At 60.9% G+C, this 25,348-nt stretch carries 24 protein-coding genes and 1 riboswitch; of the genes, 12 read left to right on the top strand and 12 right to left on the bottom strand.

Translation table 11 applies throughout. The annotated features are described in order from the left end of the window. Positions 1 to 28: 28 nt before the first annotated feature. The 4 genes from ACYJRZ_RS29010 to ACYJRZ_RS28995 form a co-directional block, all read right to left on the bottom strand. Positions 29 to 793 (bottom strand): ABC transporter ATP-binding protein, encoded by a 765-nt coding sequence (locus ACYJRZ_RS29010; protein WP_459464572.1) that lies wholly within the window; start codon positions 791 to 793, stop codon positions 29 to 31. After that, entirely contained in the window at positions 790 to 1,827 is a 1,038-nt protein-coding gene (locus ACYJRZ_RS29005) for a FecCD family ABC transporter permease (RefSeq protein ID WP_459464570.1), read from the bottom strand. Before ACYJRZ_RS29005 ends, ACYJRZ_RS29010 begins: the two co-directional genes overlap by 4 nt. A 3-nt stretch (positions 1,828 to 1,830) precedes the next feature. Further along, complete coding sequence (locus ACYJRZ_RS29000; RefSeq protein WP_459464568.1) at positions 1,831 to 2,847, bottom strand: ABC transporter substrate-binding protein; 1,017 nt, start codon at positions 2,845 to 2,847, stop codon at positions 1,831 to 1,833. 165 nt (positions 2,848 to 3,012) lie between these two features. Beyond that, positions 3,013 to 3,268, bottom strand: a riboswitch (cobalamin riboswitch). Between the two features lie 69 nt (positions 3,269 to 3,337). Further along, the gene (locus tag ACYJRZ_RS28995; RefSeq protein WP_459464566.1) at positions 3,338 to 4,432 is read right to left on the bottom strand and encodes a GGDEF domain-containing protein; all 1,095 of its coding nucleotides are present in this window, start codon (positions 4,430 to 4,432) and stop codon (positions 3,338 to 3,340) included. Between the two features lie 215 nt (positions 4,433 to 4,647). Between ACYJRZ_RS28995 and ACYJRZ_RS28990 the strand changes: the two genes are divergently transcribed. From ACYJRZ_RS28990 to copC, 3 genes are all read left to right on the top strand, one after another. Further along, positions 4,648 to 5,052: a hypothetical protein gene (locus ACYJRZ_RS28990; protein WP_459464564.1), complete on the top strand. Its 405-nt coding sequence runs from the start codon at positions 4,648 to 4,650 to the stop codon at positions 5,050 to 5,052. A 225-nt stretch (positions 5,053 to 5,277) separates the two neighbouring features. Then, on the top strand, positions 5,278 to 6,651 hold the full coding sequence (locus ACYJRZ_RS28985; RefSeq protein WP_459464562.1) for a PepSY-associated TM helix domain-containing protein: 1,374 nt from the start codon (positions 5,278 to 5,280) through the stop codon (positions 6,649 to 6,651). Positions 6,652 to 6,822: 171 nt separating this feature from the next. After that, positions 6,823 to 7,191, top strand: a complete 369-nt coding sequence (gene copC / locus ACYJRZ_RS28980; protein ID WP_459464561.1) for a copper homeostasis periplasmic binding protein CopC — start codon at positions 6,823 to 6,825, stop codon at positions 7,189 to 7,191. Positions 7,192 to 7,233: 42 nt separating this feature from the next. Here the strand turns inward: copC and ACYJRZ_RS28975 are convergent, their stop codons facing one another. Together ACYJRZ_RS28975 and ACYJRZ_RS28970 are read right to left on the bottom strand one after the other, a co-directional pair. Then, positions 7,234 to 8,538, bottom strand: coding sequence for a sigma-54-dependent transcriptional regulator (locus ACYJRZ_RS28975; RefSeq protein ID WP_459464559.1), 1,305 nt, complete (start codon positions 8,536 to 8,538; stop codon positions 7,234 to 7,236). After that, on the bottom strand, positions 8,535 to 10,325 hold the full coding sequence (locus tag ACYJRZ_RS28970; protein ID WP_459464557.1) for a sensor histidine kinase: 1,791 nt from the start codon (positions 10,323 to 10,325) through the stop codon (positions 8,535 to 8,537). The genes ACYJRZ_RS28975 and ACYJRZ_RS28970 overlap by 4 nt, the downstream gene beginning before the upstream one ends. A 312-nt stretch (positions 10,326 to 10,637) precedes the next feature. Between ACYJRZ_RS28970 and ACYJRZ_RS28965 the strand changes: the two genes are divergently transcribed. Next, a complete protein-coding gene (locus tag ACYJRZ_RS28965; protein WP_459464555.1) occupies positions 10,638 to 11,963 on the top strand; it encodes an MFS transporter in 1,326 nt (441 codons plus the stop codon). A 129-nt stretch (positions 11,964 to 12,092) separates the two neighbouring features. Here the strand turns inward: ACYJRZ_RS28965 and ACYJRZ_RS28960 are convergent, their stop codons facing one another. The 3 genes from ACYJRZ_RS28960 to ACYJRZ_RS28950 all read right to left on the bottom strand — a co-directional run bounded on the left by ACYJRZ_RS28960 (position 12,093) and on the right by ACYJRZ_RS28950 (position 14,643). Then, a complete protein-coding gene (locus ACYJRZ_RS28960; RefSeq protein ID WP_459464553.1) occupies positions 12,093 to 12,374 on the bottom strand; it encodes a hypothetical protein in 282 nt (93 codons plus the stop codon). A 368-nt stretch (positions 12,375 to 12,742) separates the two neighbouring features. Then, positions 12,743 to 13,375, bottom strand: coding sequence for a Vgb family protein (locus ACYJRZ_RS28955; protein WP_459464552.1), 633 nt, complete (start codon positions 13,373 to 13,375; stop codon positions 12,743 to 12,745). A gap of 47 nt (positions 13,376 to 13,422) precedes the next feature. Further along, a complete protein-coding gene (locus ACYJRZ_RS28950) occupies positions 13,423 to 14,643 on the bottom strand; it encodes a helix-turn-helix domain-containing protein (RefSeq protein WP_459464550.1) in 1,221 nt (406 codons plus the stop codon). A 120-nt stretch (positions 14,644 to 14,763) separates the two neighbouring features. Between ACYJRZ_RS28950 and ACYJRZ_RS28945 the strand changes: the two genes are divergently transcribed. Continuing rightward, the gene (locus tag ACYJRZ_RS28945) at positions 14,764 to 15,561 is read left to right on the top strand and encodes a DUF899 domain-containing protein (RefSeq protein WP_459464548.1); all 798 of its coding nucleotides are present in this window, start codon (positions 14,764 to 14,766) and stop codon (positions 15,559 to 15,561) included. Further along, complete coding sequence (locus tag ACYJRZ_RS28940) at positions 15,561 to 15,839, top strand: hypothetical protein (protein WP_459464546.1); 279 nt, start codon at positions 15,561 to 15,563, stop codon at positions 15,837 to 15,839. Before ACYJRZ_RS28945 ends, ACYJRZ_RS28940 begins: the two co-directional genes overlap by 1 nt. A gap of 13 nt (positions 15,840 to 15,852) precedes the next feature. On the opposite strand, the gene ACYJRZ_RS28935 is transcribed toward ACYJRZ_RS28940, so the two are convergent. Further along, positions 15,853 to 16,665, bottom strand: coding sequence for a helix-turn-helix domain-containing protein (locus ACYJRZ_RS28935; protein WP_459464545.1), 813 nt, complete (start codon positions 16,663 to 16,665; stop codon positions 15,853 to 15,855). A 184-nt stretch (positions 16,666 to 16,849) separates the two neighbouring features. On the opposite strand from ACYJRZ_RS28935, the gene ACYJRZ_RS28930 reads away from it, so the two are divergent. The 5 genes from ACYJRZ_RS28930 (at position 16,850) to ACYJRZ_RS28910 (ending at position 21,665) form a co-directional block, all read left to right on the top strand. Further along, positions 16,850 to 17,941, top strand: coding sequence for an ABC transporter ATP-binding protein (locus tag ACYJRZ_RS28930; RefSeq protein WP_459464544.1), 1,092 nt, complete (start codon positions 16,850 to 16,852; stop codon positions 17,939 to 17,941). Positions 17,942 to 17,963: 22 nt separating this feature from the next. Beyond that, positions 17,964 to 19,127 carry an ABC transporter substrate-binding protein gene (locus ACYJRZ_RS28925; protein ID WP_459464543.1) on the top strand — a complete coding sequence of 388 codons (1,164 nt, stop codon included), beginning with the start codon at positions 17,964 to 17,966 and terminating at the stop codon, positions 19,125 to 19,127. A gap of 83 nt (positions 19,128 to 19,210) precedes the next feature. Further along, positions 19,211 to 20,077, top strand: a complete 867-nt coding sequence (locus tag ACYJRZ_RS28920) for an ABC transporter permease (protein WP_459464541.1) — start codon at positions 19,211 to 19,213, stop codon at positions 20,075 to 20,077. Beyond that, positions 20,077 to 20,889: an ABC transporter permease gene (locus tag ACYJRZ_RS28915; protein ID WP_459464539.1), complete on the top strand. Its 813-nt coding sequence runs from the start codon at positions 20,077 to 20,079 to the stop codon at positions 20,887 to 20,889. The genes ACYJRZ_RS28920 and ACYJRZ_RS28915 overlap by 1 nt, the downstream gene beginning before the upstream one ends. A 14-nt stretch (positions 20,890 to 20,903) precedes the next feature. Next, complete coding sequence (locus ACYJRZ_RS28910; RefSeq protein ID WP_459464537.1) at positions 20,904 to 21,665, top strand: SDR family NAD(P)-dependent oxidoreductase; 762 nt, start codon at positions 20,904 to 20,906, stop codon at positions 21,663 to 21,665. 73 nt (positions 21,666 to 21,738) lie between these two features. Here ACYJRZ_RS28910 and ACYJRZ_RS28905 read toward each other — a convergent pair whose 3' ends face one another. Continuing rightward, positions 21,739 to 22,980 carry an NAD(P)/FAD-dependent oxidoreductase gene (locus ACYJRZ_RS28905; protein ID WP_459464535.1) on the bottom strand — a complete coding sequence of 414 codons (1,242 nt, stop codon included), beginning with the start codon at positions 22,978 to 22,980 and terminating at the stop codon, positions 21,739 to 21,741. 250 nt (positions 22,981 to 23,230) lie between these two features. On the opposite strand from ACYJRZ_RS28905, the gene ACYJRZ_RS28900 reads away from it, so the two are divergent. Beyond that, on the top strand, positions 23,231 to 24,268 hold the full coding sequence (locus ACYJRZ_RS28900; protein ID WP_459464533.1) for an Ldh family oxidoreductase: 1,038 nt from the start codon (positions 23,231 to 23,233) through the stop codon (positions 24,266 to 24,268). An 88-nt stretch (positions 24,269 to 24,356) separates the two neighbouring features. Here the strand turns inward: ACYJRZ_RS28900 and ACYJRZ_RS28895 are convergent, their stop codons facing one another. Further along, on the bottom strand, positions 24,357 to 25,319 hold the full coding sequence (locus ACYJRZ_RS28895) for a dihydrodipicolinate synthase family protein (RefSeq protein ID WP_459464531.1): 963 nt from the start codon (positions 25,317 to 25,319) through the stop codon (positions 24,357 to 24,359). Positions 25,320 to 25,348 lie beyond the last annotated feature (29 nt).

Below are 25,348 nucleotides of genomic sequence, written 5' to 3'. Positions count from 1 at the left end.
CTTTGTTCCGCTATCTCAACAGATGCAATCAACCTGCCATGTATTGAATGTTGCATCGGCCGTGAACCAAAGATTTCTGGACATGCGCGCGCACGCCGAAAACCCGTGCGATCAGTTCCTGCGTCAGCACCTCTTCGGGCGGCCCGGCCGCAACGACCTCGCCATTTTGTAAAACGGCAAGGCTGTCGCAAAACATGGCCGCAAGATTGAGATCGTGCAATGCCACGATGGAGGTGACATCGAGCTTGGAGACTAGGCCGAGAATATCGAGCTGATGTTGGATATCGAGATGGTTCGTCGGCTCGTCCAGCAGTAGCTCGCTTGGAGTCTGGGCAAGCGCCCTCGCAATATGGACGCGCTGTCGTTCACCGCCCGACAAGGTTTGCCACGGCTGACTAGCACGGCCTTGCATACCGACACGGGCAAGCGCATCGGAAACCGCCGCATCGTCATAAGCGCTCCAGGCCGACAGAGGACCGCGATGGGGAGTGCGGCCGAGACGCACGACGTCCATCACGGTGACCTGCGTATCGGTTGTCGCCTGCTGCTCGACGAGCGCGATGCGGCGGGCGATATCGCCGCGGGAGATGGAGGCAATATCGCTGCCGCCGAGCCGGATGACGCCGCTTTTGACCTTCCGCAAGCGGCAGATCAGCCTGAGCAGGCTCGATTTACCCGAGCCGTTCGGCCCAAGAAGCCCGAGTACCTTGCCTTTTTCCACCGTGAGGCTGACGCCGTTGACGATCAGACTATTGCCGGCTGCAAAGGTTACCGTGTCCACAGCGATGCTCATGCTGTCCTCCGGGCGCGATAGAGAATGAGGGCGAAGGCCGGCGCTCCGAACAAGGCCGTGACGACGCCGATCGGCAGAATCTGCTGGGGAATGATGACCCGCGAGATGATATCGGCCGCAGCCATGAAGATTGCGCCGGCCAGAGCCGCTGCCGGCAGCAGCCGATTATGGCTTGGCCCGACAACGAAGCGGGCCGCATGCGGAATGACGAGCCCGACGAAGCCAATCGAGCCGACGATGCTGACGACCGCCGCCGTCATGAAGGCAGTCACGCCAAGCAGAACGATCTGCGCGCGCTTGACCGCAATACCAAGCGATGCGGCCGCATCCGTGCCGAAAATGAAGGCATCGAGCACGCGGACATGCGCCATGCAGATGGCAAAGCCGATGATGGCAACCGGCGCCGAAAGATAGACATCCGGCCAGCGCACGCCGCTCATGGAGCCGAGCAGCCAGAACATGACGCCTCTCGCCTGCTCGGCGTTGGCTGAGGTGGTGACGATATAGGAAGTGAGCGCGTTGAAGAGCTGCGATCCAGCGACGCCGCATAGAATGATGCGCTCACTCGTGCCGCCGACGCCGGCGGCAAGCAGGCCGACGAACAGGAAGGCGACGACCGCGCCGAGGAAGGCGCCGCCGGAAAGGCCCAGAATGCCGTAGCCAAGGCCGAGGATCATGATGCAGACCGCGCCGGTGGAGGCGCCGGCGGAAATGCCCAGCACGAAGGGTTCGGCGAGCGGATTGCGCAGCAACGCCTGCAAGACCACCCCGCTCAAGGCAAGCGACGCGCCGGTACTCGCAGCAACGATCGCGCGACTGAGACGATAGTCCCAGACGATGCCCTGATGGATCCGGCTGAGTTCGAAGCTCGTTCCGAATAACCGGTTCGAGACGGCCTTTACTGTTGTCGACAGCGGGATGGAAATCTCGCCGATGGATACGGCAAGACTGATCATGAAAGCAAGAAGGACGACAGCAGCCATCGCGAGTGCCAAGAGCACCCACCACGTCCTGCGTTTTGCGGCGGGGCTCATATCTTACTGCGCCAGGCCAAAGGACTTGATGCCCTTGGCCAGGACTTCAATGCCGTCGATGGTGCGGATGGTCGGGTTCATCGATTGCGCATCCATCATGACGAAACGCTTGTTCTTGACAGCATCGAGCTGGCTCGTGACGGGATCTTTTTCGAGGAAATCGACCTTGACCTTCGGATCGTCGGCCGCATAGCGGCGGCGATCCATGGTGGCGATGACGATCACGGCCGGGTTGGCCTGCGCAATGGTCTCCCACCCGACCTGCGGCCATTCCTCTTCCGTCGTCACCACGTTTCTGGCGCCGAGCGTCTCCAGAATATAGGCGGGAGCGCTGTTCTTGCCGGCGATATAAGCGTCGCCATTGACCTCCTTGCTGGAGAACCAGAACACGATCGGAAGGCCCTTGGCCTTGGCACCGGCGATCGAAGCGACCGCATCCGCCTCGCGCTTCTTCAAGTCCGCGATCAGAGCATCGCCGCGATCCCTGACGTCGAAGATCTCAGAAAGCTCGGCGATTTCCTGATAGACCAGATCCATCGTGAAAAGCTCTTTGCGCACGCCGTCGCCGCCATCGGTATTGACCTTGGCGACACAATCGGTCGGCGCAAGATAGGTATTGATACCAAGCTCGGAAAATTGCTCGCGCTTGCCGACGGAACCCTGCGCGCCGACATGCCATTCGAATTCGGCAGCGACTAGATCTGGCTCCTTGCCGACAACGGATTCGAAGCTTGGATCGTTATCGGCAAGCCGCGGGATTTTGCTGTCGGCCTCGGCATATCGCGGCAGAACCGGACCGACCCAGACCGCCGTTCCGGCGATCTTGTCGGCAAGGCCGAGCGAAAAGAGGATTTCGGTCATGCCCTGGCCGATCGAAACGATCTTCGTCGGAACCTTTTCAAAGGTAACCTTTTGACCGCAATTGTTGATGGTGAGCGGATATTGGGTGGCGGCAAAACCGGAGCCGGCCAAACCGGTCAGCCCAAGTGCAAATGCAATGGTCGTCAAAAAATGGTGCATGAAAGATCCCGATGGGATTAAGGAAACGAAGCGTCTTCAGCGCGATCGCGCAGAGAAAGACGGTCGCCGGCTGCGGAGATCCCAATCAAGGCCGATAGATTTCGGATAATGTCGAAGGCGCAGGTCAATCATTCTCTGTCCTTTCCGGGCATCCCCGCCCGGCTGATTGGATCGTGATCGACGGCAGGTCTCCTGGCTTGCGGATCTCTGACGATCATCGGCCTTCCCGCAAGCATGCTTGCAGTGGCACGGCTCAAAGCCTCAGGAAGGAACCAACAGGCTGGTCACTCCCGGATGATCGGCAATCCGCTTACAGTTGCGGGGGCAGCCACGGTCTAGGTCCCGCTTGGGTCGTCCTCACCGTGTTCCCTATTAATCCCCGCGGAGTCTTCCTTGGGGAACCGTCACGCCCAGTTATTCCGGACTGCCCCTTTCCGTCAAGGACGAGAAATGAGAAAGAGCACGTCGCGACCATTGAAAGGCGGCGAGCCTAAGCCGCCTCCGCCAGTTCCACGCGATTTCTCCCGCCTGCCTTCGCGCGATAAAGCGCCTTGTCGGCGGCCTCAAGCACATGCTTGAAATCCGTCGTCGGTTCGAGGGAGCAGGCGATTCCGATGCTGACCGTGACATGGACGGCCTCCTGCTCGAACATCAAGGTTGTACCCTCGATATCCTTGCGAATTTTCTCCGCGATGGCAGCCGCAGCCCGCGTATCGGTGTTGGGCAGCAGCACGACAATCTCCTCGCCGCCGTAGCGGGCGGCAATGTCGGTCTTGCGCACGGTTCGCCTGATGACATCGGCCAATCGCGCCAGAACGGTATCACCGAAGGAATGGCCCCAGCTGTCGTTGATCTTCTTGAAGTGGTCGATATCAAGCATGATGATCGAAAAGGGGATACGCCGCGTGCCCGCTTCCTTGCTGCAACGATCGCCTTCGCGCTGCAGCACCCGGCGGTTGGGAAGCCTTGTGAGCGGATCGAGGCTCGCTTCATTCTCCAACGCACGCTGGATGCCGATGCGATATTGCTCCCGCTGCAAGAGATCCGACAACAGCATGACACCGAGGATATTGACGATCGTCACCGGAAGTGTGGCCGAGATCAGAAGGGCGCGCGCAACCGCCCACGGCAAAAGGAAGACAACCACAATGGATGAGCAGGTCGCTAAGCCGAACAGAGCCGATCGCCGCCAGCCCGTGCCGGTCCATTGCCGCGGCAGCAGACTGAGTACATAGCCCACGATCGCGACGATTACGATGCCGGCAACGCCGATTGCGGCACCCATGCCGCCCACCATGTACCGAAACAGGCCCATCATCGCCGCAGCGACAACGGTTGCCAAAAGGCCGCCATAGATCGGCGTTAGGACAAGGAGGATCGAGCGGCCATCCTGAATCACGCCTGGCATCCATTGGATGGGATCGCCCATGGAAAGAATGCCGACCAGCCCGAACAGCAGCCCGACGGCCACGGATTTCAAAGCGCCACGCTCGACGGTACGGATGACCCAGGAATAGGCATAGACAATAATTGCCACCTGGCCGAGGACACGTATTAGAGAGATCAGATGTGTTTCGACTTCCATGGCGATTCCCAGTCTTCGCAACGCGCCGCAATGGATGAGCTGCGGCGGCATGGTCGAAGTCCTTACGAGATACCATGCGATCTCTAAAAATAGTTTATATGCCTCTCATCGATCGGCAGTGCAGCGGCATCACGGCACGAATTGACGCATTGCGCTTGCGATAGGCCTGCCCTATGACTGAGACCTTATCCGCGAATGCGGTGGTGGGGACAAGCATGCGGAAGACGATTTCGCGAACATTTCAGTGGAGCGCGCGCATTCTTTGCGCCGTTGCGCTGTTGTTCGTCGGCTTCGCCCATCAACCGATCGTAGCAACCGCCGACGAAATATCCCCGATCGAGCTTGCCCAATACCGGCTTCCGGACGGATCGCTGCCCGTCCTCTGCATCACCTATAAGGATGCCGATGGCAAGGTGCATGGGAAAGCCTATGCGCCCGGATGCGAGGCATGCCGGATTGCGTCTGCCGCGATGCTGCCTGCGCCTCCGACCGACATTTGCGAACGCCTCGCTTCTCCGTTTGGAGAGACGGTCGTCGCTAGATCGGAGGCGTTCCACCGCCAGCTTTATCCGCCGAATACAGGTCCGAGAGCCCCTCCCCTCCTCGACATCGTTGGCTGAACCGGCATTGCGGCTTTCGTCGCGATGCCCGCCGTCAACCCTGCCGCTTGCGCGACCATTACGTCGCGACATCTGAGGATTGGTGTTCCCAGCTGCATCCTGCCGAACAAAGCAGGCCGATTGGCCCGTCGTTCAGGGAAAGCTCGCGCCAAATGGCGAACCATCTCGCCGCACCATCCTCAGATCGACTGCTTGCGGCAGCCTTGCCGATCTTCGGAGGATTTCATGTCTGCCATTACCACTGTAGAGCCTGCAGCCGCAGCATCTCATAATATGTCGCTCTATCGCGCGATCTGGCGCTGGCATTTTTTCGCCGGCCTGCTCGTCATCCCTTTCATGCTCAATCTGGCGATCACCGGCTCGCTCTACCTCTTCAAGGACCAGATCGCCGATACCTTCTATTCGCACCGCTATCTTGTCACCGAGGCCGGCGCCATGCTGCGGCCGCAGCAGATCGCCGATGCGGCGCTTTCGGCCTTTCCGGGCGCGCGCGCAATCTCCTATCACGAAGCGTCGGCGCCGAACCGCTCGGCCTGGATAACGCTGTCCAAGGATGGACAATCGACCATCGTCTACGTCAATCCTTACGACGGCGGCATCCTGGGATCGGTGGGGTCGAAACAGGAATTCGGCTGGGTCGTCAAGCGCATTCACAGTCTCGATTATTTCGGGAAGTGGGCCAATCGCATCATCGAGATCGTCGCGGGCTTCGCCCTCGTCCTCGTGGTAACCGGCATCTATCTGTGGTGGCCGCGCCAACAGAGCGGCGGCGTTCTTACGGTTCGAGGCACCCCGTCGCGGCGCGTCTTCTGGCGTGACCTGCATGCCGTAACGGGAGCGCTCGCCGGCATTCTGATCTTTTTTCTTGCCTTCAGTGGCATGCCGTGGTCCGGCTATTGGGGCGCCAATGTCAACGCCTGGCTGACCGCAAACAATCTCGGCACGCCGGCAGCCGTGTGGGACGATGTGCCGAAATCGACGAAGGTCACGCAGGATATCGTCAGCCGCGCCGGCTGGGTGGTCGAAAACGCACCCGTTCCGCTCTCCGACATCGCGGCGGCGCAATCGGCCGAGCCGATCGGTCTCGACAAGGCCGTCGAGATCATGCATGGGCTGGGCATGGTCGCCGGCGCGGATCTTGCAATCCCTGCGGATGAGACCGGCGTCTATACGGCAAGCCATTATTTCGGAGACCTCGGCAAGGAACGCACCGTCCATATCGACCAATATTCCGGCAAGCCGCTGGTCGATATTTCCTATGACCAGTATCCGGCACTCGGCAAGGCGATCGAATGGAGCATCAATGTCCATCAGGGACAGGAATGGGGTCTCTTCAACCAGCTTCTAATGCTGGCCGCGTGTCTCGCCATCATCCTTTGCTGCGTGACGGCCGCGACCATGTGGTGGAAGCGACGGCCATCGGGTCGTCTCGGCGTGCCGCCGATGCCGCCGCAGAAGTCCGTGTATATCGGTCTGTGGCTCATTGCCATCGTCTTCGGAATCGCTTTCCCGCTGACGGGCGTTGCCATCGTCGCGATGCTGCTCCTCGATCAGCTCCTGCTTCGCTTCGTGCCGCCTCTCCGGCGCTTCTTCTCCTGACGAGGTGAGGCGGAGCCAGTGGTTTCGCCCGCCTGCTCCCGCCGGATCAAGGATAACGATCATGCAGAAACACATCTTTGCCCTCGCGGCAACGGATATTGATGACCGACCGATCGCCATCACACGAATCCGCGGGCTTTCCGCGGATCACCAACATAATGAGGAAATCAAATGCCCCCTATCAAGAAACTGCTCCCCGCTGCCCTTGCAATCAGTATCGCCCTTGCCGGCCAGGCTATGGCGCATGCCCATCTGAAATCCGCCGTTCCGGCGGCCGACGGCACGGTCAAGACCACTCCGTCAAAACTCGACCTGACCTTCTCGGAAGCTCTCAATGTGAAATTCAGCGGCATTGAGATAACCGGTCCCAACAAGGCAATCGTCAAGACCGGCGAGGCCATGCTGATGAATAGCGGCACCACGCTCATGGTGCCGGTAACCGACAAGCTTGCACCGGGAAAGTACACGGTCGAATGGCAAGTACTCTCAACGGATGGCCACAAGACCAACGGGAGCTACAGTTTCACCATAGCGCCCTGAACGGCCCGGACACTGGCGGCAAACGCCTGATTGCCAGTCGACTTACTTGCGATAAGCGGATGGATTGATGCCGTGACGCTGCAGGCGCGCATAGAGACTGCGGCGGGGCAGTCTGAGCGCCTGCGCGACCTCGGCGATATCCCCTTCGAAGCGTTCCAGCGTGGCCCGCAGAATGTTTGCCTCGAAGTGATCTATCTGCTCCGAGAGGCCAAGCCCCGGCGCAGGCTGACTAAGAGCGGAGGAAAGACCTAGCGCCGCTTGGGTCGCATAGTTGCGAAGCTCCCGGACATTGCCTGGCCAATCGTGCGTCAGAAACCGTGCCTCCATCGCGGCATCGATGGGCGGGCGCGGCACGCCATGCAGGCGGGCGGCCTCGTCGAGGAAAGCGCTGAACAACAGGCCGATATCGGCGCGGCGTTCCCGCAAGGGCGGAATGCGGATTCGTACGGTTTCCAGCCGATAGAGCAGATCGGCGCGAAAACGGCCATCAGCGACGGCAGCATGCAGATCGCTTTTGGTTGCAGCGACGATACGGAGATCGACGGAGGTCGGCTCGCCGCTTGCAGAAGGCAGCTCGCGTTCCTCGGCGACACGCAGAAGCCGCCCCTGCAGCATGGGCGACATGCTGTCGATCTCGTCGAGAAACAGCGTGCCGCGATCCGCTTCGGCAATGCGTCCGCGCCGAACGCGGTTTCCGAACAGGGCTTCATCGGCGATCACATCCGGCAGAGCAGCGCAATCGACCGCGATAAAGCTGCGCGCACGCCGTCTGCTCCAGCGGTGGATGAGCCGGGCCACGAGCTCCTTGCCGGTCCCCGTTTCGCCTTCGATCAGAACATCCACGTCGGCATTTGCGACCTGGCGGATCGTTTCCCGCAGCCGTGCCATGACCGCCGTCTGGCCGAGAAGCGGCGATGCATCCTCCGCCTCGGCGGCGGCCTGCCGTAAACGCCGGTTTTCCAGCACCAGGCGGCGCGTTTCCAGCGCCCGGCGCACGGACGCAATCAGGTGATCGGTGGCAAAGGGCTTGGCAACGAAATCATAGGCGCCCTGCTTCAGCGCTCGGACAGCCATGGCGATATCGCCGTGGCCGGTCATTAAGATAACGGGCAAGTCCGGATCGCGCGCCAGCACGGCTTCGAGCAGATCGTGCCCATCGACGCGCGGCAGGCGGATATCGCTGACGATCACACCGGGCAGTGCGGTTGCAAGGCTTGCCAACGCCGATTGCCCATCACCATGCGTCTCCACGTCGAAGCCCGCTATGGCGAAGGAATCGGCGAGCGCGGCATTGAAGGGGCCGTCATCTTCGACCAGAAGAACTTTTTGCGACGCTTCCAAGGTCATGCCCGCCTCATCGTCATTATGAAAGCCGCGCCACCGAGCGGAGAAGGGCCGATGGTCAACGACCCGCCGAGATCATTCATGATGTCCTGCGCAATCCCTAACCCGAGACCAAGTCCATCGGGCTTGCCGGTAATAAACGGACGGAATATCTCCTTGGCCAGTGCCGGATCGACGCCGGGACCATTATCGGCGATGGTCAGTTTCACCATGTCCTTTCCGGCGGCGTCGACGAGCAGCGCAACATGCGGATCCTCGACACCGGCAACCGCATCGATAGCGTTCTGCAGCAGATTGACGATGACTTGCTCCAGCCGCACCCGCTCGGCAAGCACATGGGGCTGGCCCTCCGCCGGCAGCTCCAGCCGCACGCCGGCTTTGCGAAACCGATTCCCCACCAGCAGCAAGGCGCCGGCGATGATCACATCGAGCGGTTCCGCTCCGGCCGCGCGCCGCCCCCGGCGTGAAAAACGCCGCATCTCCTGCGTGATCGTCCCGATGCGCGCAGTCACTTCGACCGCGGCATCCAGATTGGCGACGACGCGATCGAGGCGATTGGCCGCAAGATGGTGGCGCGCATTCTCCGCGAGGGTGCGGATGGTAGCGACAGGCTGATTGATCTCATGCATCAACCCCGCCGTGATCGAACCGACGGAAGCAAGCCGGTTCGCCTGGGCAAGTTCCTCACGGGCATCGCGATATCGATCCTCGGCGCGCGCACGTTCAGCCATCTCGTCGTGCAACTCGGCCGTGCGTGCGGCGACGGCCTCCTCAAGCGCACGCCGATCCTCCGCTGCCCTGGCCGCTCGGGTGATCCGCCACCAGATTGCAGCCGCGATGACGGCCAAACCGACGATGACAGGCAAAGCCAACAACCAGGCCTGCGCCTGCGCCTCCTGTAACGCCGCGCGGCTGTCGAGAAGGTGCAGCAGACGCAAATGCGTCCCGGCCACCGGCTGCTCCGCAGCGATCAGGATCCGACCGCGCGGGCCGCGTATGCGACCGGCATCCTCGGCATGATAGTTGCCCTGCCCGAGGGCGGCGTCGCGATATTGGCCGCTGGCGGCGATGCCGGCCCTGACGTCGGGTGAAAGAGGTGCAAGCGTCGTCAGCACCTGTGACGGCTCGGATGCGGCAAGGATGATCTGATGTTCGTCGACAACAAATGTTTTTCCGGGATCGTTCGCCCAGATCCGCGATACCGCATCGAACTCGAATTTGACGACGACAACTCCCACCGGAGCGGCGGCATCACCGACCCTGCGGGCCAAAAACAGACCCGGCCGGCCGCTGATCGCTCCAGCGCCGTAATATTCCGCCGTGCCGTCTTTCAGCGCCTCGGAAAAATAGGGACGGAAGCTGAAGTTCTTGCCGACGAAGCTGTCTTCAGTCCCTGCATTTGATGCGGAAATGACAAGCCCCTTCTGATCGACGAGATAGATGATATAGGCGCCGGTTTCCCGCGCCAGGAAACGAAGTTTTTCGTCAAGGCGGCGGGCGGCATCCGTTGTGGGGCTCGCGAGCGCCTCACCAAGATCGCGATATTCGCCGAGCACGATTGGAAGAAGCCGGAACCGCGCCAGCTCACTGTCGAGCAGGCGGATATGCTGGACCGCAAGGCCGCTCGCCTCCGCATTCAGCCGCCTGAGAGCGTCCTGACGCGAAAACGAAAGCGCCGCATACCAAATGGCGGCGGCAGCGGCCAAACCAGTTACCACTAGCAGCACAATTTTCTTCAGACTTGGCCCCTTCATTTGTGCAGAATATTGCACAAGCTTCGAAATGGCCATGCAAAATCTTGCGCACGACGCATGAAGACCGAGGATCTCAGCTTGGGAAAAATGAGATATATCAACGGAATATCCTGAGCGATCCTTAAATCTCGTGCCCCGCGTTTTCCCCACGTATCAATAGCGTCACTGGGAGAGTGACCTTCAATACGCAAGACGGGCGCCTGTTGGCCAGGCAATAGCATTGCCGATAACCGCGCTGGATACCGGCCGCCAGGCACCCGAATGCGCACGGCTCTCCTGACAAACCCGTCGTTTGCAGCGCCATCGTTGCGCACGACGATCCGAAGCAAGAACGGGAGGAGAGGAACAATGCTCAATACACTAGAAGATTCCATCACGACGACGGCAGCGACGGAAGCAGCCGCGCGGCGTCAACGCCTGAAATCGATCATCGGCGGTTCCACCGGCAATCTGGTCGAATGGTTCGACTGGTATGTCTATGCGGCTTTCGCGCTCTATTTCGCACCGCATTTCTTCCCCGCCGGCGACCAGACGGCCCAGCTGTTGAATTCGGCGGCAGTTTTTGCCGTGGGTTTTGTCATGCGGCCGATCGGCGCCTGGATCATGGGGCTCTATGCCGACCGCAAGGGCCGGAAAGCCGGCCTCGCCCTTTCCGTGACGCTGATGTGCGCGGGGTCGCTGATCATTGCGCTGACGCCGGGATATGAAACCATTGGCGTTGTGGCACCGGCACTTCTGGTCCTCGCCCGCCTGATGCAGGGCCTGTCCGTCGGTGGCGAGTACGGCGCCTCGGCGACCTATCTTTCCGAAATGGCCGGCCGCCAGCGCCGCGGCTTCTTCTCATCCTTTCAGTACGTGACGCTGATCTCGGGCCAGCTCCTCGCCATCGCACTGTTGATCCTGCTGCAGGCCGCGATGACAACGGAAGCACTGAACGCCTGGGGATGGCGCATTCCCTTCTTCATGGGAGCGGCGCTTGCAGTCGTGGTCTTCTGGCTGCGGCGTGGCCTTGCCGAAACCGAGAGCTTCAAGAATGTGCGCGCGAGCGATACGCAGAAATCCGGCTTCTGGATGCTCATCACCCGGCATCCCAAGGAAACAGCGCTCGTCATGCTGCTGACGGCCGGCGGCACGCTCGCCTTCTATGCCTATTCGATCTACATGCAGAAATTCCTGGTCAATACCTCCGGGTTCAGCCGGGAAACGTCGAGCGAAATCAACGCAATCACGTTGTTCATCTTCATGCTGCTGCAGCCGATCGCAGGCGGGCTTTCCGACAAGATCGGCCGCAAGCCGCTGATGATCGGCTTCGGCCTTTGCGGTATGCTGTTTACCTATCCGATCTTCTCGGCGCTCGAAAACACGAGGGATCCAATCATCGCTGGCCTGCTTGTCATGGGCGCATTGGTCATCGTCACCGGCTACACATCGATCAATGCGGTGGTGAAGGCGGAGCTGTTTCCCGCCCATATCCGCGCCCTCGGCGTGGCATTGCCTTATGCTCTAGCTAATACGCTCTTTGGCGGCACAGCCGAATTCGTGGCGTTGAAATTCAAAAGCAGTGGTTGGGAACAGGGCTTCTATTGGTATGTAACCGCGATGATCGGCATTTCGCTCATCGTCTATCTCTTCATGCGGGATACGGCCCGAGACAGCGCCATCCAGGAAGATTGAGAAGACGGCGGCAGAAAGGTTTCTGCCGACACAAGCTCAACCAAACAAGAAAGGCGGGACATCCATGATGTTCCGCCTGAGGCTTTAGCAGTCCACGGCATTTTCTGACTGCTTCGCAGATTGCAGCCGTCAGTGCACCAGCCCACGGCCTTTCTTGCGCCCATTCAGCAGGTGGATGAAGGTGATTCCCTGCTCCAGCAGCAGTTCCGCGGCTTTGAGATCGTTCGGGCCGAGATCGGACGAACAGCCGCGAAGATTGCAAGCCAGAAACAGCGAGTTGGTGACAGCAAACGTATCGCCGTCCTCCTCCGCCTCTTCGGCAGTGGCCTGCAGCATATCCGCGACGGCGGCCATGAGATCGGCACGCTCCTGCAGGTTCATTTCACCAAGACTTTTCGAGATCTCATTCATAGCTTCTCCTCGGCGCGCACGACTGCTGCCAACATTGGCCGGTATCGGCGCGGCTTACAATTTGGAATTGATTGAAATGCGATTGGTAAGTGAAATATGGCGATGAGCGCTCGAAGCAGCAAGGCATGGCTTCCATGTTGGAAACGCATGGCACTCCAGTTGGTTCACCATATATGAGATGGGACGTCAGCGCTCGCAGGCCCCAGCCGGAAGCTTCGTCCGTGGTCGACAAGTTTTAAAGTCGCGCCATCCAGTCGTGGTCCGGATGCAATCGTTTGAGCCAGAGGCGTAAGCCTGCTCTTTCCAAAGCCAAAAGTCCGGAGCCAGTCGGCTGGCCCCGGACGTAAGACATCTTCACGGCAAGCCGCTCAACGCGGACGGCGGATCGCTCGCAGTTTGCCGCTGCCGCCGCCACCGGCATAGAAGCGGTCCTTGCCATCGGATTCCAGACCGGAAACGCCGGCGCCCTCGGGCATTTCCAACCGCTCCAACACCTCGCCGGTCACCGGATCGACGCGGCGGACATCGCTTTCGTCGCCCTCCCAGGTGCCGTGCCATAACTCGCCATCCACCCATGTCACGCCCGTGACGATGCGGTTGGATTCGATAGTGCGTCGGATAGCGCCCGTTTCTGGATCGATTTCATAGATCTTGCGGCCGCGATGCTGCCCGACCCACAAGCTGCCCTCACTCCAGGCTAGGCCTGAATCGCCGCCTTGGCCGGGCGCCGGTATCGTGGAGACTATCTTGCCGGTTTCCGGGTCGACTTTGTGAATCTGGTCTTCGGCGATCTGATAAAGGTAACGGCCGTCAAAGGCGGTGCCGGCGTGCGAGGCAACGTCGATCGTGCGCACTTGCTCGCCGCTTTCGGGGTTGAGGGCGTGCAGTTTCTCGCCGGAGGCGAACCAGACATGCCGGCCGTCGAAGGTGACACCGTTTACGCGCGGCGCATTGTCAAAAGGGCCATATTCGCGGATGATCTCCGCTTGGGACTTTTTCATGCTTCCATCCTCCGGTCGGGAGCGGTTGAGTATCGATAATAAGAAGTCTAGTCGCTCGGCAGCGGTCCGGGGAGTAACAATGTTGTCGGGAAGCCGACGACGGGCGGCATCATCCAGCGACAGGCCCGTCCGTTACCGACGCTTTGCACCATGCCTGCAACCGCAAGCGCGTCGAGCGCACGCTGCACCGTACGCGGACTTGTCGACAGCGCAACCGACAATGCCGAACTCGACCAAGACTCGCCATCCGAGAGCAGGGCAAGCACGGAGGCATGCTCGACCTCGACCGGAGGCGCCAGCACGACGACATCACCTGCCAGCCGAGGCGCCAGCACGAAACCTTCCGCCGTCGCTCGGATCTCGGCGAGCGGCCCCAAGGCGGCTCGAAGCCTGCCGACCTCCACACGCAGCCGCGCCCTGTGGGATTCGTCGGCATGGCGGGCGCGGAACGCGCGGGAAAGCAACAGCGCCCGCGGCGCGTCGGCGGGGGCTGCCTCGGCGAGCACGCGCGCAAGGGCAAAAAGCACGGGCCTGCTCGCAAGCGATATGATGTCTCCAGCGCGGCGCACGACGTTGCGGCAGGCGTCCACGACCAAGGCATCGGACGCCAGAAGCGCCTCGACCTCATCCAGCGACAGCAATCTCTCGCTCCCCCGCGCGACCAGGCGCGCGGCCGGCTCGTCGAGTATGCGCGCCGCATCCTGTACCTCGACCACGAGCGCGGGGATTCCCGCCTTTTTTGCCGCTTCCGCCGCACGCATTAGAGCGGCACGTGCCGGCTCGATACGCAGACGACGGATAGCAATGCCGGCGACCGCCAATTCATGGCTTGCCTTTGCGGCCGGCGGCAACGGCGATGGGTCGAGCTTCGCCAGCAAGCGCTCCGCCTCATCCAGATGACCGATGAGCAGCAGGCGGCGTATCTGCAGATTGCGGGCATGGGCGGCATTAATACGATCGCCGTGTTTTTCGAGAGCGGCCCGCGCCGCCTCCAGCGCCTTTTCCGGCCAGCCGAGGTCGCGTGAGACAAGTGCGATCTCCGCCTCGGCCACCACGCAGCGGGCGCGGGCCACAGCCTCGCGGGGACCGAAGGCGCGCGCGGCACTTTTCAGAAGGGTCTTGGCGCGGGCGAGATCGCCGAGCTGGGCCATAGCAATGCCGCGAAGCGCCAGCGCCGGAGCATCGTCGCGCAATGCGACGCGCTTCAGCGCTCCCAGCACATCTCCGGCAGCGAGCGCCTGGGCAGCCGCGACGATCAGCGAGTCCATCGAAATCCCGTCACACTTGTAACTCCCACCCCTTCGCACTCCAGCCGTAAGGTATCGCACATCGGCAGGCAAGACGCAGCGCCGACAAGGACAGATGTCGCTGACAAGAGGAGATCAACCATGACGATGCATGCGACTGGAACACGTAAAGAATGGCTTTCGGCCCGACTTTCCCTGCTGGAGCAGGAAAAGGAGCTGACGCGACGCAGCGACGAGATCGCCGCCCGCCGCCAGGAATTGCCCTGGGTTAAGGTGGAAAAGGACTATCGGCTCGAGACGGACCAAGGTGTCGTTCCGCTCTCGGGTCTCTTCAAAGGGCGCTCGCAGCTTCTCGTCTATCATTTCATGTTCGGGCCGGACTATACGGCCGGTTGCCCATCCTGCTCATCGATCGCGGATGGTTTCAACGGCATCGCCGTGCATCTTGAAAACCACGATGTCGCCTTCTCGGCCATTTCCCGCGCACCGCTCGCGAAGCTGCAAGAATTCAAGCAACGCATGGGCTGGACCTTTGACTGGGCCTCTTCCGCAAACAGCGATTTTAACCATGATTTCAATGTCTGGTTCACGCCGGAGGAGCAGAGCGGCGGCAGCATCGAATATAATTATCGCCGCGAGCCGCCAATGCTCGATGCTCAGGCAGGCAAGACGATACAGCAATGGGAGCTGCGCGGCAGCGAAGGCCCGGTCGAACTAATGGCGTCAATGACGGGGACCGATATCGCGACTTACACGCGTGACCGGCCTGGCGTCAGCGCCTTCGCCATGCAGGACGAAGACGTCTATCACACCTACTCGTCCTATGCCCGCGGGCTCGACGGGCTCTGGGGTATGTATCAGTGGCTCGACCGAGCCCCGCTCGGGCGCAACGAGACCGGCGTGTGGTGGAGGCACCATGACCGCTATGGAGCAAACTGATGTCCGTCTCGTCCGAAATCGGTGAGAGGGGCGGCCGCACCGCCCCTACCCTACCCGTCATCGCCGGCCGGCTGCTGGCTTTGGCCGCCGCGCCGAGCTTCGCCCTGATGGCCGTGCTTTCCGCTTATGGTTCAGCCGGCGACATGATCTGTTCCACACAGGGCAGCTCGATGCTCGGCGGGATGGTGCCGATGTATCTGCTCATGACCTTTTTCCATTGCGGTCCCTGGCTGAAGCTGCTTGCGAGAGATGGAAATGGTGCGCGTCTGTTGGGCTAGAGCCTCGACCGAACTAGGCGAGATTCTTGAGGTAGAGGGAAAGCAGCTGGGTCTGAGAGGAAATACCGAGCTTGCGGTAGACGTTGCGGCGATGAACCTTCACTGTACCCGTCGAAATATTGAGCTTCAGGCCGATCGATTCCGATGAGTGCCCCTGCAAGACGAGTTCGACGATGGCAGTCTCACGGCTTGTCAGATTGAGGTCCCGCCAGACGGTTTCGGCTGGCGGGACAGTCTCGTTCTCACCCTTCCGGCGCCGGCGCCTGCCTCCGGCGGCCAATTGCGCATCGAAACGCGACGCAAGGCCGGACCAGTAATACCGCACCAGGCTTGCGATGAGCGGCTCGACCTTCTTCAATATCGTGAATTCCGCCGGCGGGAAAACACCGGTCTTCTCGCGTCGCATCAACGACAGGACGATGGTAATGTCGTCGTCGGCATTAACGAAGAAACCGATTTCCTCGGCAAGTCCGGTCTGCACATAATAAGTCCGGTAATACTCGCTGGAAAAGAAGCGGTCCGGCGCCAGCTCCCGCATCCTGAGCACGCCTTCGCGGCGTTCGCGCGCCGTGTGATAGAACGGATCGAGCAGATAGGGGCCGGCCTGGTAAAGCGTGACGAAGATGACATGCTCCTTGCGATCGAAGGTGCTGTAAAGATCGATCGGCCGCTCCTTCCCGCGATAGGCGAAGACGACCACGTAATCGAACCGTACTAGCGACGCCATCATCTGGCGGAACGTCTCTCCGAACTCGGCATCCGTCATCGTCGATCGGCCGATCGTGGCATTGAAGGCGGCGAAAAGCCCTTCAAGGTCGGTGCTCATATGACGATCCCCTTTGCCGCCCTGCGCAATCGAGAGCAGCCCCATATACACCTTCCATGAAGCAATCCGTACGAAAATACCTCTTTCGGGGTATATACCTCACGAGAAGCTCAGGCTTACTCTTTCCTTAACGACGGTGGCAATAAGGCAGATCAAGACTGCCGACCAACCGCAGGGAACAGACGTGGCATCCGCTTCAACGAACGATATCGAATTCCGTTCGGTCACGAAGAAATATGGCGCCGTGACCGCCGTAACGGACATCAACCTCAATGTGCCCAAGGGCGCATTTCTGGCACTTCTCGGCCCTTCCGGCTGCGGCAAGACGACGTGCCTGCGCATGATCGGCGGTTTCGAACAGCCGAGCGAAGGCACGGTGCTGATCGACGGACACGAGATGAACGGCGTTCCGGCTTACCGGCGTCCGGTCAACATGGTCTTCCAGCACTATGCGCTGTTCCCACATTTTAACGTCGCGCAGAACGTCGCCTACGGGCTGAAGCAGATGCGTCCGAAGATTGGCGCTGCCGAGATCGACCGGCGCGTTGCCGAAGCGCTCGAGATGGTCCGGCTTGGCGGCTTTGCCAGGCGGCGCATCCACGAAATGTCCGGCGGCCAGCAGCAGCGCGTGGCACTTGCGCGCGCCATCGTCAACCGCCCTTCCGTCCTGCTGCTCGACGAGCCGCTTGCCGCGCTCGACAAGAAGCTGCGCTCGGCCATGCAGATCGAGCTTCAGACGCTGCAGCGCGAGCTCGGCATCACCTTCGTTCTCGTCACCCACGACCAGGAAGAGGCGCTATCGATGGCCGATATCGTCTGCGTGATGAGCGCTGGCCGCATCCGCCAGCTCGGCACGCCGCAGGAAGTCTATGATCGCCCCGCCGATCTCTTCGTCGCCGATTTCGTCGGCAAGACCAACCGCATCGAGGCGACGATGGAAGCCGATGGCAAAACGCTTCGCCTGGCGGACGGTTCGGCACTGTCAACCGGCAAGCGGCTCGCACCGGGAGCGGCAATTGCCGCCCTGCGTCCGGAAGCGATCCATCTCAGCCACAGCATGGCGGCAGCCGGAATGTCCTTCAAGGGCACGGTGACGCATCGCATCTTCCTGGGCTCGTCTGCCGAATATGCGGTCACCGTGCCCGGTCTCGGCGATTTTCTGATCACTTCGGATCGCCGCGGCATGAACGAAAGCGATCTCGTGGGGCCGGGCGAACAGGTCTTCCTCGGCTTCGACCCCAAAGCCTTACATGTCTTTCCAGCATCGAATGCATAGACCAAAACAAGGGAACAGCATCATGAGCAAGGATTACAAGGACAATCTTCCGATTTCAGCCGAAGGCTTCATGGATGAATTCATGCGCCTGAAGCGCGGCTCCGTCAGCCGCCGTCATTTCCTCGGCATCACCGGCCTCGGCCTTGCGACGGCGGTGCTGTCTCGCGTTCCGGGCGCGCTTTCGACACCCGCCTATGCCGCCGGCGAACTCGGCACGCAAATGTCGATCGCCACTTGGCCGAACTATCACGATCCCCAGACCTTTGAGAACTTCAAGGCGGCAACCGGCGTCGCCGTCGAGGTCAATGTGTTCGGCTCGAACGAGGAAATGCTCGCCAAGCTACAGGCCGGTGCCTCCGGTTGGTCGCTGTTCGTACCGACCAACTACACGATCTCGACCCATCACAAGCTTGGCCTCATCGAAGAGCTTGACCTGTCAAAGATCCCGAACTTCAGCCAGGCAACGGAAAGCCCGCGCTTCACCAAAGAAGGACAGATCGACGGCAAAACCTACGCCGTGCCGAAGAACTGGGGCACGACCGGCTTTTCCGTCAACACCAAGAAGATCAAGACGAAGCTTTCAAGCTGGAAGGACTTCTTCGAGGTCGCTCAGACGGAAGCCGACGGCCGTGCCATGGTGCACGACTACCAGCTGACGACCATCGGCAGTGCACTGGTTTCCCTCGGCTATGACTTCAACTCGATCAAGCCGGAAGAACTCGCCAAGGCCGAGGAACTGCTGATCAAGGTCAAGCCGCATCTCTTCGCCATCAATTCCGATTATCAGCCGTCCATGCGGTCGACGGACGCCTGGCTGACGATGTGCTGGACGAATGATGGCGCGCAGCTCAACCGCGACATGCCGGAGCTTGCCTATGTGCTCGGTAAAGACGGCGGCGAGATCTGGACCGACTATTATGCAATCCCGAAGGATGCGCCGAACAAGGCGGCCGGCTACGCTTTGCTCAACTATCTGATGGACCCGAAGAATGCGGTGAAGGAGCATATCGCCAACGGCGCGCCGACCACCGACAGCCGCGTCATCTCGCTTCTGCCGAAAGACATCACCTCGAACAAGATAGTCTATCCGGACGAGGCCGCGCTGACGCCGCTCGAATTCGGCGCCGCCGTCACGCTCACCGATCCGAGCCGTGCCGAGCTGATGGCCCGTTTCAAATCGGCCTGATCTCTCCGTCAACTCCGGTCCCCGCCGCGATTGCGGCCGGGGACCGGCCCCACGTTCCGAACCGACGGATAAAGAACCTCTCGATGCCCCTTAACCCCGCCACCAAACGGCGCCTCGTCACCGCTGCCCTTGTCGGTCCGGCAGGCATCTGGCTGTTCATCTTCCTGGTGCTGCCCTTCATAGCCATCATCGTCTTTGCCTTTGGCGAGCGTGCTCCGGAGGGCGGTTATCAAGCAGCCTTCACCTTCGCGCAATTTGCCAATCTCGGCTCGCGCTCGGCTGCCTTCGTCAATACGCTGATCCTTGCGCCGATTGGCGCAGCGGCCTGCCTGCTCATCGCCTATCCGGTCGCCTATTATCTCGCTGTCAAGGCCAGCCCGCAGCGCCGGTTGCTGCTTGTTTCGCTTGTCGTCGTTCCCTTTTGGACGAGCCTTCTCGTGCGGACCTATGCCTGGATGTATCTGCTTGGCGCGCGCGGTATTCCGCATCTGCTTGAATATGTCGGAATCGAGAATGTCCGGCTCATCAATACCCCCGGTGCCGTGCTGCTCGGTATCGTGTACGGCTACCTGCCGCTGATGATCATGCCGATCTATGTCAGCCTGGAAAAGCTTGACCGCCGGCTGCTGGAGGCATCGGCCGACCTTGGCGCCAAACCCATCTCGACCTTCTTCGGCATTACGCTGCCGTTGTCCCTGCCGGGCGTTATGACCGGCGTCGCTCTGGTGACGATCCTGTTGCTCGGGGAATATCTGATCCCGCAGCTGCTCGGCGGCGGCAAGGTGTTCTTCATCGGCAATGCGCTCGTCGATCTCTTCCTGCAGTCGCGCAACTGGCCATTCGGATCGGCGATTGCCGTGACGCTCGTTGCCGTCGTCGTCATCGTGCTCCTGATTGCCATGCGCATTGCTTGGCGCGTCGCAGGCACCCGCCAGGTGGATCTCGTCTGATGCGCGCACTCGTCACTTTCGTCTATATGTTCCTCTACACACCGATCGCGCTCGTCGTCTTGTTCTCCTTCAACGCGGGCCGCAACGCCAGCGAGTTCACCGGCTTTTCGACGCAATGGTACGGGCGGGCGCTGTCCAATACCTTCCTGATGGAAGCACTGCGCAATAGTCTCATCATCGCTTTTACCAGCGCCGCGCTTGCTGCAATCTTCGGTACGATGGCGGCAATCGGCCTGGAACGGCTCGGCCCTCGCGTCCGCGCCATCTTTGACGGGCTGTTTGCCGCGGCGATCGTCGTGCCTGGTGTCGTCATCGGCATAGCGACGCTGGTGGCGTTGGTCGAAGTCTTCGGCATTATCAACCCGCTGATCGCGGCTGTCTGGCCCGGCGACCAGCCGCCTAAATTCGCGCTCGGCTACGGCTCGATCATTGCGGCACACGGCCTTTTCACCATGGCCCTGGTGACGATGATCGTGAAGGCGCGCATTGCAAGCCTGGGCCGCGATATCGTCGAGGCGTCCAACGATCTCTACGCCACACCGCTGACTACATTCCGCCAGATCGTCCTGCCGCAGATCATGCCGTCGATCCTCGCCGGCTTTCTACTCGCCTTCACCTTTTCCTTCGACGACTTCATCATCGCCTTCTTTGTCGCTGGATCGAATACGACGCTGCCGATCTATGTATTCGCCTCGATCCGCCGCGGCGTCACGCCGGAGATCAACGCAATCGCGACGATGGTGCTGATCGCATCGCTCGTCCTCATCCTCATCGCGCGCTTTCTGATGCGCGAAAAGACAACGACAAACTGACCAGGGAAAAATCAATGATACTCAAGGATCGGGTCGCAATCGTCACCGGAGCCGGCTCCGGCATCGGCCGCGCCGGGGCGCTCATCATGGCGCGCGAGGGTGCGCATGTGATCGTCGCCGATATCAATTTGGAAAATGCGACGGAAACCGTGCGCCAGATCGCCGAGGCTGACGGCAGCGCTGAAAGCCTTGCTGTCAACGTCATGGACGACGAGGCGCTCGAGGACGGTATTGCAAAGATCGCAACACGGCATGGCCGCATCGATATCCTCCACAATCATGCAGGCGCGCAGGTCGCAGGCAATCTGGAGGAGGTTGCGGTCTCCGGGTTCGATACCTCCTGGAACCTGAATGTCCGCGCGCATTTCATGGCCTCGCGTTTCGTCATGCCGATCATGAAAAAGGCGGGCAAAGGCGTCATTCTCAACACCTCGTCATCATCAGGCGTACTCTATGATCGCGAGATGATCGCTTATACCACTTCCAAGCATGCGGTCATCGCCATGACCCGGCAGATGGCCGGCGACTATGCTCGCTTTGGCATCCGCGTCAACGCGCTCTGCCCCGGCTGGGTCGACACGCCCTTCAACGCGCCATTCATCGCGCAGATGGGCGGACGCAGCGCCATCGAAGACTATATCGCCGAAAAGGTGCCACTCGGACGCTGGGCCGACGTTTCAGAAATCGCCGAGCCGATCCTGTTCCTCGTTTCCGACCGTTCCTCCTACATGACGGGACAGATCCTCGTCGTCGATGGCGGCGAGACGGTCGTCTGATCCCGATCAAAGCTCGCAGTCGACAGCATGGCCACAATCGCGGCCGATACCGGCAGCAAGGTCTCTCTTCCCACTAAAAACGTTGCGGCGAGAAGGGCGCCAGATCGATCACCAGCCTTTGTCCCGTAAGAAGGTCGGCGACCAGACGCGCAGTGCCCGCCGATTGGGTCAGGCCGAGGTGGCCGTGGCCGAAGGCATAGATCACATCCGGCGTGACCCTGGCCGGGCCGATAGCCGGCAGGCTGTCCGGCAACGATGGCCGGAAGCCCATCCATTGCTTTCCCCCCTCCGGATTGAGACCGGTCAGAAAGGCGCGGGCCTTCTGCAGCATGGCTTCGGAGCGGCGAAAATTCGCAGGCAATTCCAATCCGCCCAGTTCCACCGCACCGCCGACGCGAATGCCGGTGGAAAGCTTGCTGACGACGAAACCATGGCCACCGAAGGTTATCTGCGTGCGCAGATCGAAGGCATTGGGCGGAAGCGTCGTATTGTAGCCGCGTTCAGTTTCAAGCGGGATGCGCTCGCCCAGCGTTTTGGCGATGCGATGCGAGAAGGCGCCTGCGGTCACAACGACCTTGCCAGCCTGACGGAGCTTCCCATCCGCCGCGACCACATCGACCCCGTTGGGGATCGCGCGAAGCGACGCAATCTCGGCCCTCTCGATGACACCTCCGCGGTTGCGAAAATGCTCAGCCAGCGCCAGCGTATAAAGCTTTGGGTCGGCAATGGAGTACCAGCCAGGCGTAAAGGTGCCGAGGATGAAGCGCGAGGCCAGTCCCGGCTGGACCGCCGCCATCTCGTCTGCTTTCAGGTGCCGAAATTCGATGCCGTGATTGCGGCGCGCGTCCCAGCCGGGCAGCGAAGCATGGAACTCCGCCTCGCTTTCATAGACCTGCAGATTGCCCTCCTTGCGCAGCATCGAGAGTGTATCGGTGGCAGCGAGGAAAGGCTCCAGTTCCGCCCTGGAAAGATCCATCAGGCTTGTCTGGGCCGCCGTCGAATGGGCAACGCGCGACGGCTGGCAGGCGCGCCAGAACCGGAACATCCAGGGCGCGATCTGCAGCGCATAGGCGGGAGGTACCGAGAGCGGCCCAAGCGGATCGAGGAGCCATTTCGGCGCCTTCTTCAAAATACCGGGAGAGGCAAGCGGCAGGATATCGGTGAAGGCGAAAGCGCCGGCATTGCCGGCGGAAGCGCCAGCGGCCGGTCCTTCGCGGTCGACAACCAGGACATTCAAGCCGCGCGACTGAGCTGCAATCGCGGCGGAAAGGCCGATCACGCCGGCCCCGATGACGATAACGTCCGGTCTGCTCATGTCCGTATTTCCTCAATCCGCGTCGCTCCGCGGACAAACGCTATTCCAGGTCTCAGGCTGATCATGGGCATCCCTCTTCCCGGTATGGGATCAAGCGCGGATATCGATACGTTAAGCAATTATCGTCAAGCGTTGTGGCAAAGCGACATGCGCAACATGGGGACGAGTCGCATGTCGATTTTTTGTATACTTTATGTATTTATATTTTCCATGTTTATGATGCAAGCAAGCATAATAGGGAGAACCGAAATTGACCGATGTGACCACCCTGACACCCGCAGCATTGCAAAGCCGCCTTGAAGCGATCCTTTTCAAGGCCGGCTTCAATGCACAACAGGGAGCAGCGATCGCGCGGACGATCGTTGCCGGCGAACGGGACGCCTGCAAATCGCATGGCGTCTATCGCATCGAAGGCGTGCTGCGCACGGTCAAGGCCGGCAAAGTGCGGCCAGACGCAGTGCCTGAACTGGAGCAACGGGCTGACTCAGCCATCGTGCGCGTCGATGCCAGGAGCGGCTTTTCCAATGCCGCTTTCGAACTCGGCGTACCTGTACTTGCTGAAAAGGCTCGCCTCTTCGGCATTGCTGCGCTTGCCATCAACGACTGCACGCATTTCGCAGCACTCTGGCCGGAGGTGGAAGCGCTGACGGAGCGCGGCCTTGCCGCCTCTGCCATGTGCCCGAGCTATTCCACCGTCGCGCCCGCCGGCGGCACCGCGCCGCTGCTTGGAACCAACCCGTTCGCCTTCGGTTGGCCGCGCCTCGATAACCCGCCTTACGTCTTCGACTTTGCGACTTCCGTTGCGGCGCGCGGCGAGATAGAACTGCATCGGCGCGCCGGCAAGCCTTTGCCCGAGGGTTGGGCGATAGATGCCGATGGTCAGCCGACGACCGATCCGGAAGCAGCACTCTCCGGCGCTATGCTGCCGTTCGGCGGCCACAAGGGTTCGGCGATCGGCACCATGATCGAACTTCTGGCCGGCATCATGATCGGCGATTTTACCAGCCGCGAGGCGCTCGACTATCTCGGCTCGACCGCGTTTGCGCCACGCCACGGCGAACTCATCGTCGCCTTCTCGCCAGAGGCCTTCGCGTCAGGCCGACCAGGAAATCCGCTTGCTCGCGCCGAAGTGCTGTTCGAGGCAATTGTCGGCCAAGGCGCGCGCCTGCCCTCGCAGCGTCGCTTCGCCGCCCGCGCTCGTGCGGAAAAGGATGGCATCCCGCTGACTGCAGATGAAATCCGTCAACTCGATCGCCTGGAGGAGCTTGGCCTCGATGCTGTCGCCTGATCGACATCGAAATGTAAAGGCCAGAGCAAGATAAAAAGGAGGCCCCGCGGGGCCTCTCGCATATTGATCCTAAGCTGTCTGTAAGAGCTTAGGCCTTGTACTTCTCCACGGCGCCGGGAAGCCTGCTCCACTCGGCGTACCAGCTGTTGAACAGCTTGAACTGCGTCTCGACATAGCCGCGCTGGCTATCATTCAAGACGTCGCTTTCATTGAAATGCAGCTCGTATTCCTTGTCGCCCTTCAGCACCATCATGTACTTGAAGAAGAGAACCAGGTCCGGTCCTTCGTCGAAAGAGGACAGGACGGCAAGCGCCTGCTCCAGCTCGAGCGCGCGCTGGCGCGCGTCGACGTCACCCTTGGCGGCAGCCTGGGCAAGGTTGCAGAGATGGATAACTTCCTTGGGCAGCACGTTGCCGATGCCGGTGATCGCGCCCGTCGCGCCGCAATTGACGAAGCCGTGGAAGACGGCCGTATCGACGCCGATCATCAGCGATACCTCATCGTCGCGGCTGGTGATGTTCTCGGCGGCATAGCGCATGTCGGCGGGGCCACCGAACTCCTTGAAGCCGACGAGGTTCGGATGCTCGGCACGCAGCGCAAAGAAGAGATCGGCACGCGTGGCAAAGCCGTAATAAGGGCTGTTATAGATCACCGCCGGAAGATCGGGCGCGGCCGACAGGATCGCCTTGAAGTGCGCCTTCTGGGCTGAAATCACCGAGCCGCGCGACAGCACGCGGGGGATCACCATCAGACCCTTGGCGCCGACCTTCTGTGCATGCGCGGCATGGGCAACGGCCGAGGCCGTATTGACGGCGCCGGTACCCACCACGACAGGCACGCCTGCTTTGGCCAGCCGCTCCACCCCTTCCATGCGCTGCGCATCGGTCAGCAGCGGCCAATCGCCCATGGAGCCGCAATAGACGACAGCCGACATTCCCTCGGCAATAAGCTGCTTGCCCTTGCGCACGAGCGCATCGAAATCGGGGCTGCGATCGGCCTTGCACGGGGTCATCAAGGCAGGGATTACGCCGGAGAAAATGCTTGCGGTCATCTGTCTATCCTCTTGTGGCTTGGGCTCGA

Source organism: Rhizobium sp. No.120 (assembly GCF_054558365.1).
Note: the sequence above shows the minus strand (reverse complement) of the source record. Positions and strands in the feature narration are given on the sequence as shown.

Coding starts and splice junctions, on each gene's coding strand:
- ACYJRZ_RS29010 (WP_459464572.1), bottom strand. CDS start 793: ATGAGCATCGCTGTGGACACGGTAACCTTTGCAGCCGGCAATAGTCTG.
- ACYJRZ_RS29005 (WP_459464570.1), bottom strand. CDS start 1,827: ATGAGCCCCGCCGCAAAACGCAGGACGTGGTGGGTGCTCTTGGCACTC.
- ACYJRZ_RS29000 (WP_459464568.1), bottom strand. CDS start 2,847: ATGCACCATTTTTTGACGACCATTGCATTTGCACTTGGGCTGACCGGT.
- ACYJRZ_RS28995 (WP_459464566.1), bottom strand. CDS start 4,432: ATGGAAGTCGAAACACATCTGATCTCTCTAATACGTGTCCTCGGCCAG.
- ACYJRZ_RS28990 (WP_459464564.1), top strand. CDS start 4,648: ATGCGGAAGACGATTTCGCGAACATTTCAGTGGAGCGCGCGCATTCTT.
- ACYJRZ_RS28985 (WP_459464562.1), top strand. CDS start 5,278: ATGTCTGCCATTACCACTGTAGAGCCTGCAGCCGCAGCATCTCATAAT.
- copC (WP_459464561.1), top strand. CDS start 6,823: ATGCCCCCTATCAAGAAACTGCTCCCCGCTGCCCTTGCAATCAGTATC.
- ACYJRZ_RS28975 (WP_459464559.1), bottom strand. CDS start 8,538: ATGACCTTGGAAGCGTCGCAAAAAGTTCTTCTGGTCGAAGATGACGGC.
- ACYJRZ_RS28970 (WP_459464557.1), bottom strand. CDS start 10,325: ATGGCCATTTCGAAGCTTGTGCAATATTCTGCACAAATGAAGGGGCCA.
- ACYJRZ_RS28965 (WP_459464555.1), top strand. CDS start 10,638: ATGCTCAATACACTAGAAGATTCCATCACGACGACGGCAGCGACGGAA.
- ACYJRZ_RS28960 (WP_459464553.1), bottom strand. CDS start 12,374: ATGAATGAGATCTCGAAAAGTCTTGGTGAAATGAACCTGCAGGAGCGT.
- ACYJRZ_RS28955 (WP_459464552.1), bottom strand. CDS start 13,375: ATGAAAAAGTCCCAAGCGGAGATCATCCGCGAATATGGCCCTTTTGAC.
- ACYJRZ_RS28950 (WP_459464550.1), bottom strand. CDS start 14,643: ATGGACTCGCTGATCGTCGCGGCTGCCCAGGCGCTCGCTGCCGGAGAT.
- ACYJRZ_RS28945 (WP_459464548.1), top strand. CDS start 14,764: ATGACGATGCATGCGACTGGAACACGTAAAGAATGGCTTTCGGCCCGA.
- ACYJRZ_RS28940 (WP_459464546.1), top strand. CDS start 15,561: ATGTCCGTCTCGTCCGAAATCGGTGAGAGGGGCGGCCGCACCGCCCCT.
- ACYJRZ_RS28935 (WP_459464545.1), bottom strand. CDS start 16,665: ATGAGCACCGACCTTGAAGGGCTTTTCGCCGCCTTCAATGCCACGATC.
- ACYJRZ_RS28925 (WP_459464543.1), top strand. CDS start 17,964: ATGAGCAAGGATTACAAGGACAATCTTCCGATTTCAGCCGAAGGCTTC.
- ACYJRZ_RS28920 (WP_459464541.1), top strand. CDS start 19,211: ATGCCCCTTAACCCCGCCACCAAACGGCGCCTCGTCACCGCTGCCCTT.
- ACYJRZ_RS28915 (WP_459464539.1), top strand. CDS start 20,077: ATGCGCGCACTCGTCACTTTCGTCTATATGTTCCTCTACACACCGATC.
- ACYJRZ_RS28910 (WP_459464537.1), top strand. CDS start 20,904: ATGATACTCAAGGATCGGGTCGCAATCGTCACCGGAGCCGGCTCCGGC.
- ACYJRZ_RS28905 (WP_459464535.1), bottom strand. CDS start 22,980: ATGAGCAGACCGGACGTTATCGTCATCGGGGCCGGCGTGATCGGCCTT.
- ACYJRZ_RS28895 (WP_459464531.1), bottom strand. CDS start 25,319: ATGACCGCAAGCATTTTCTCCGGCGTAATCCCTGCCTTGATGACCCCG.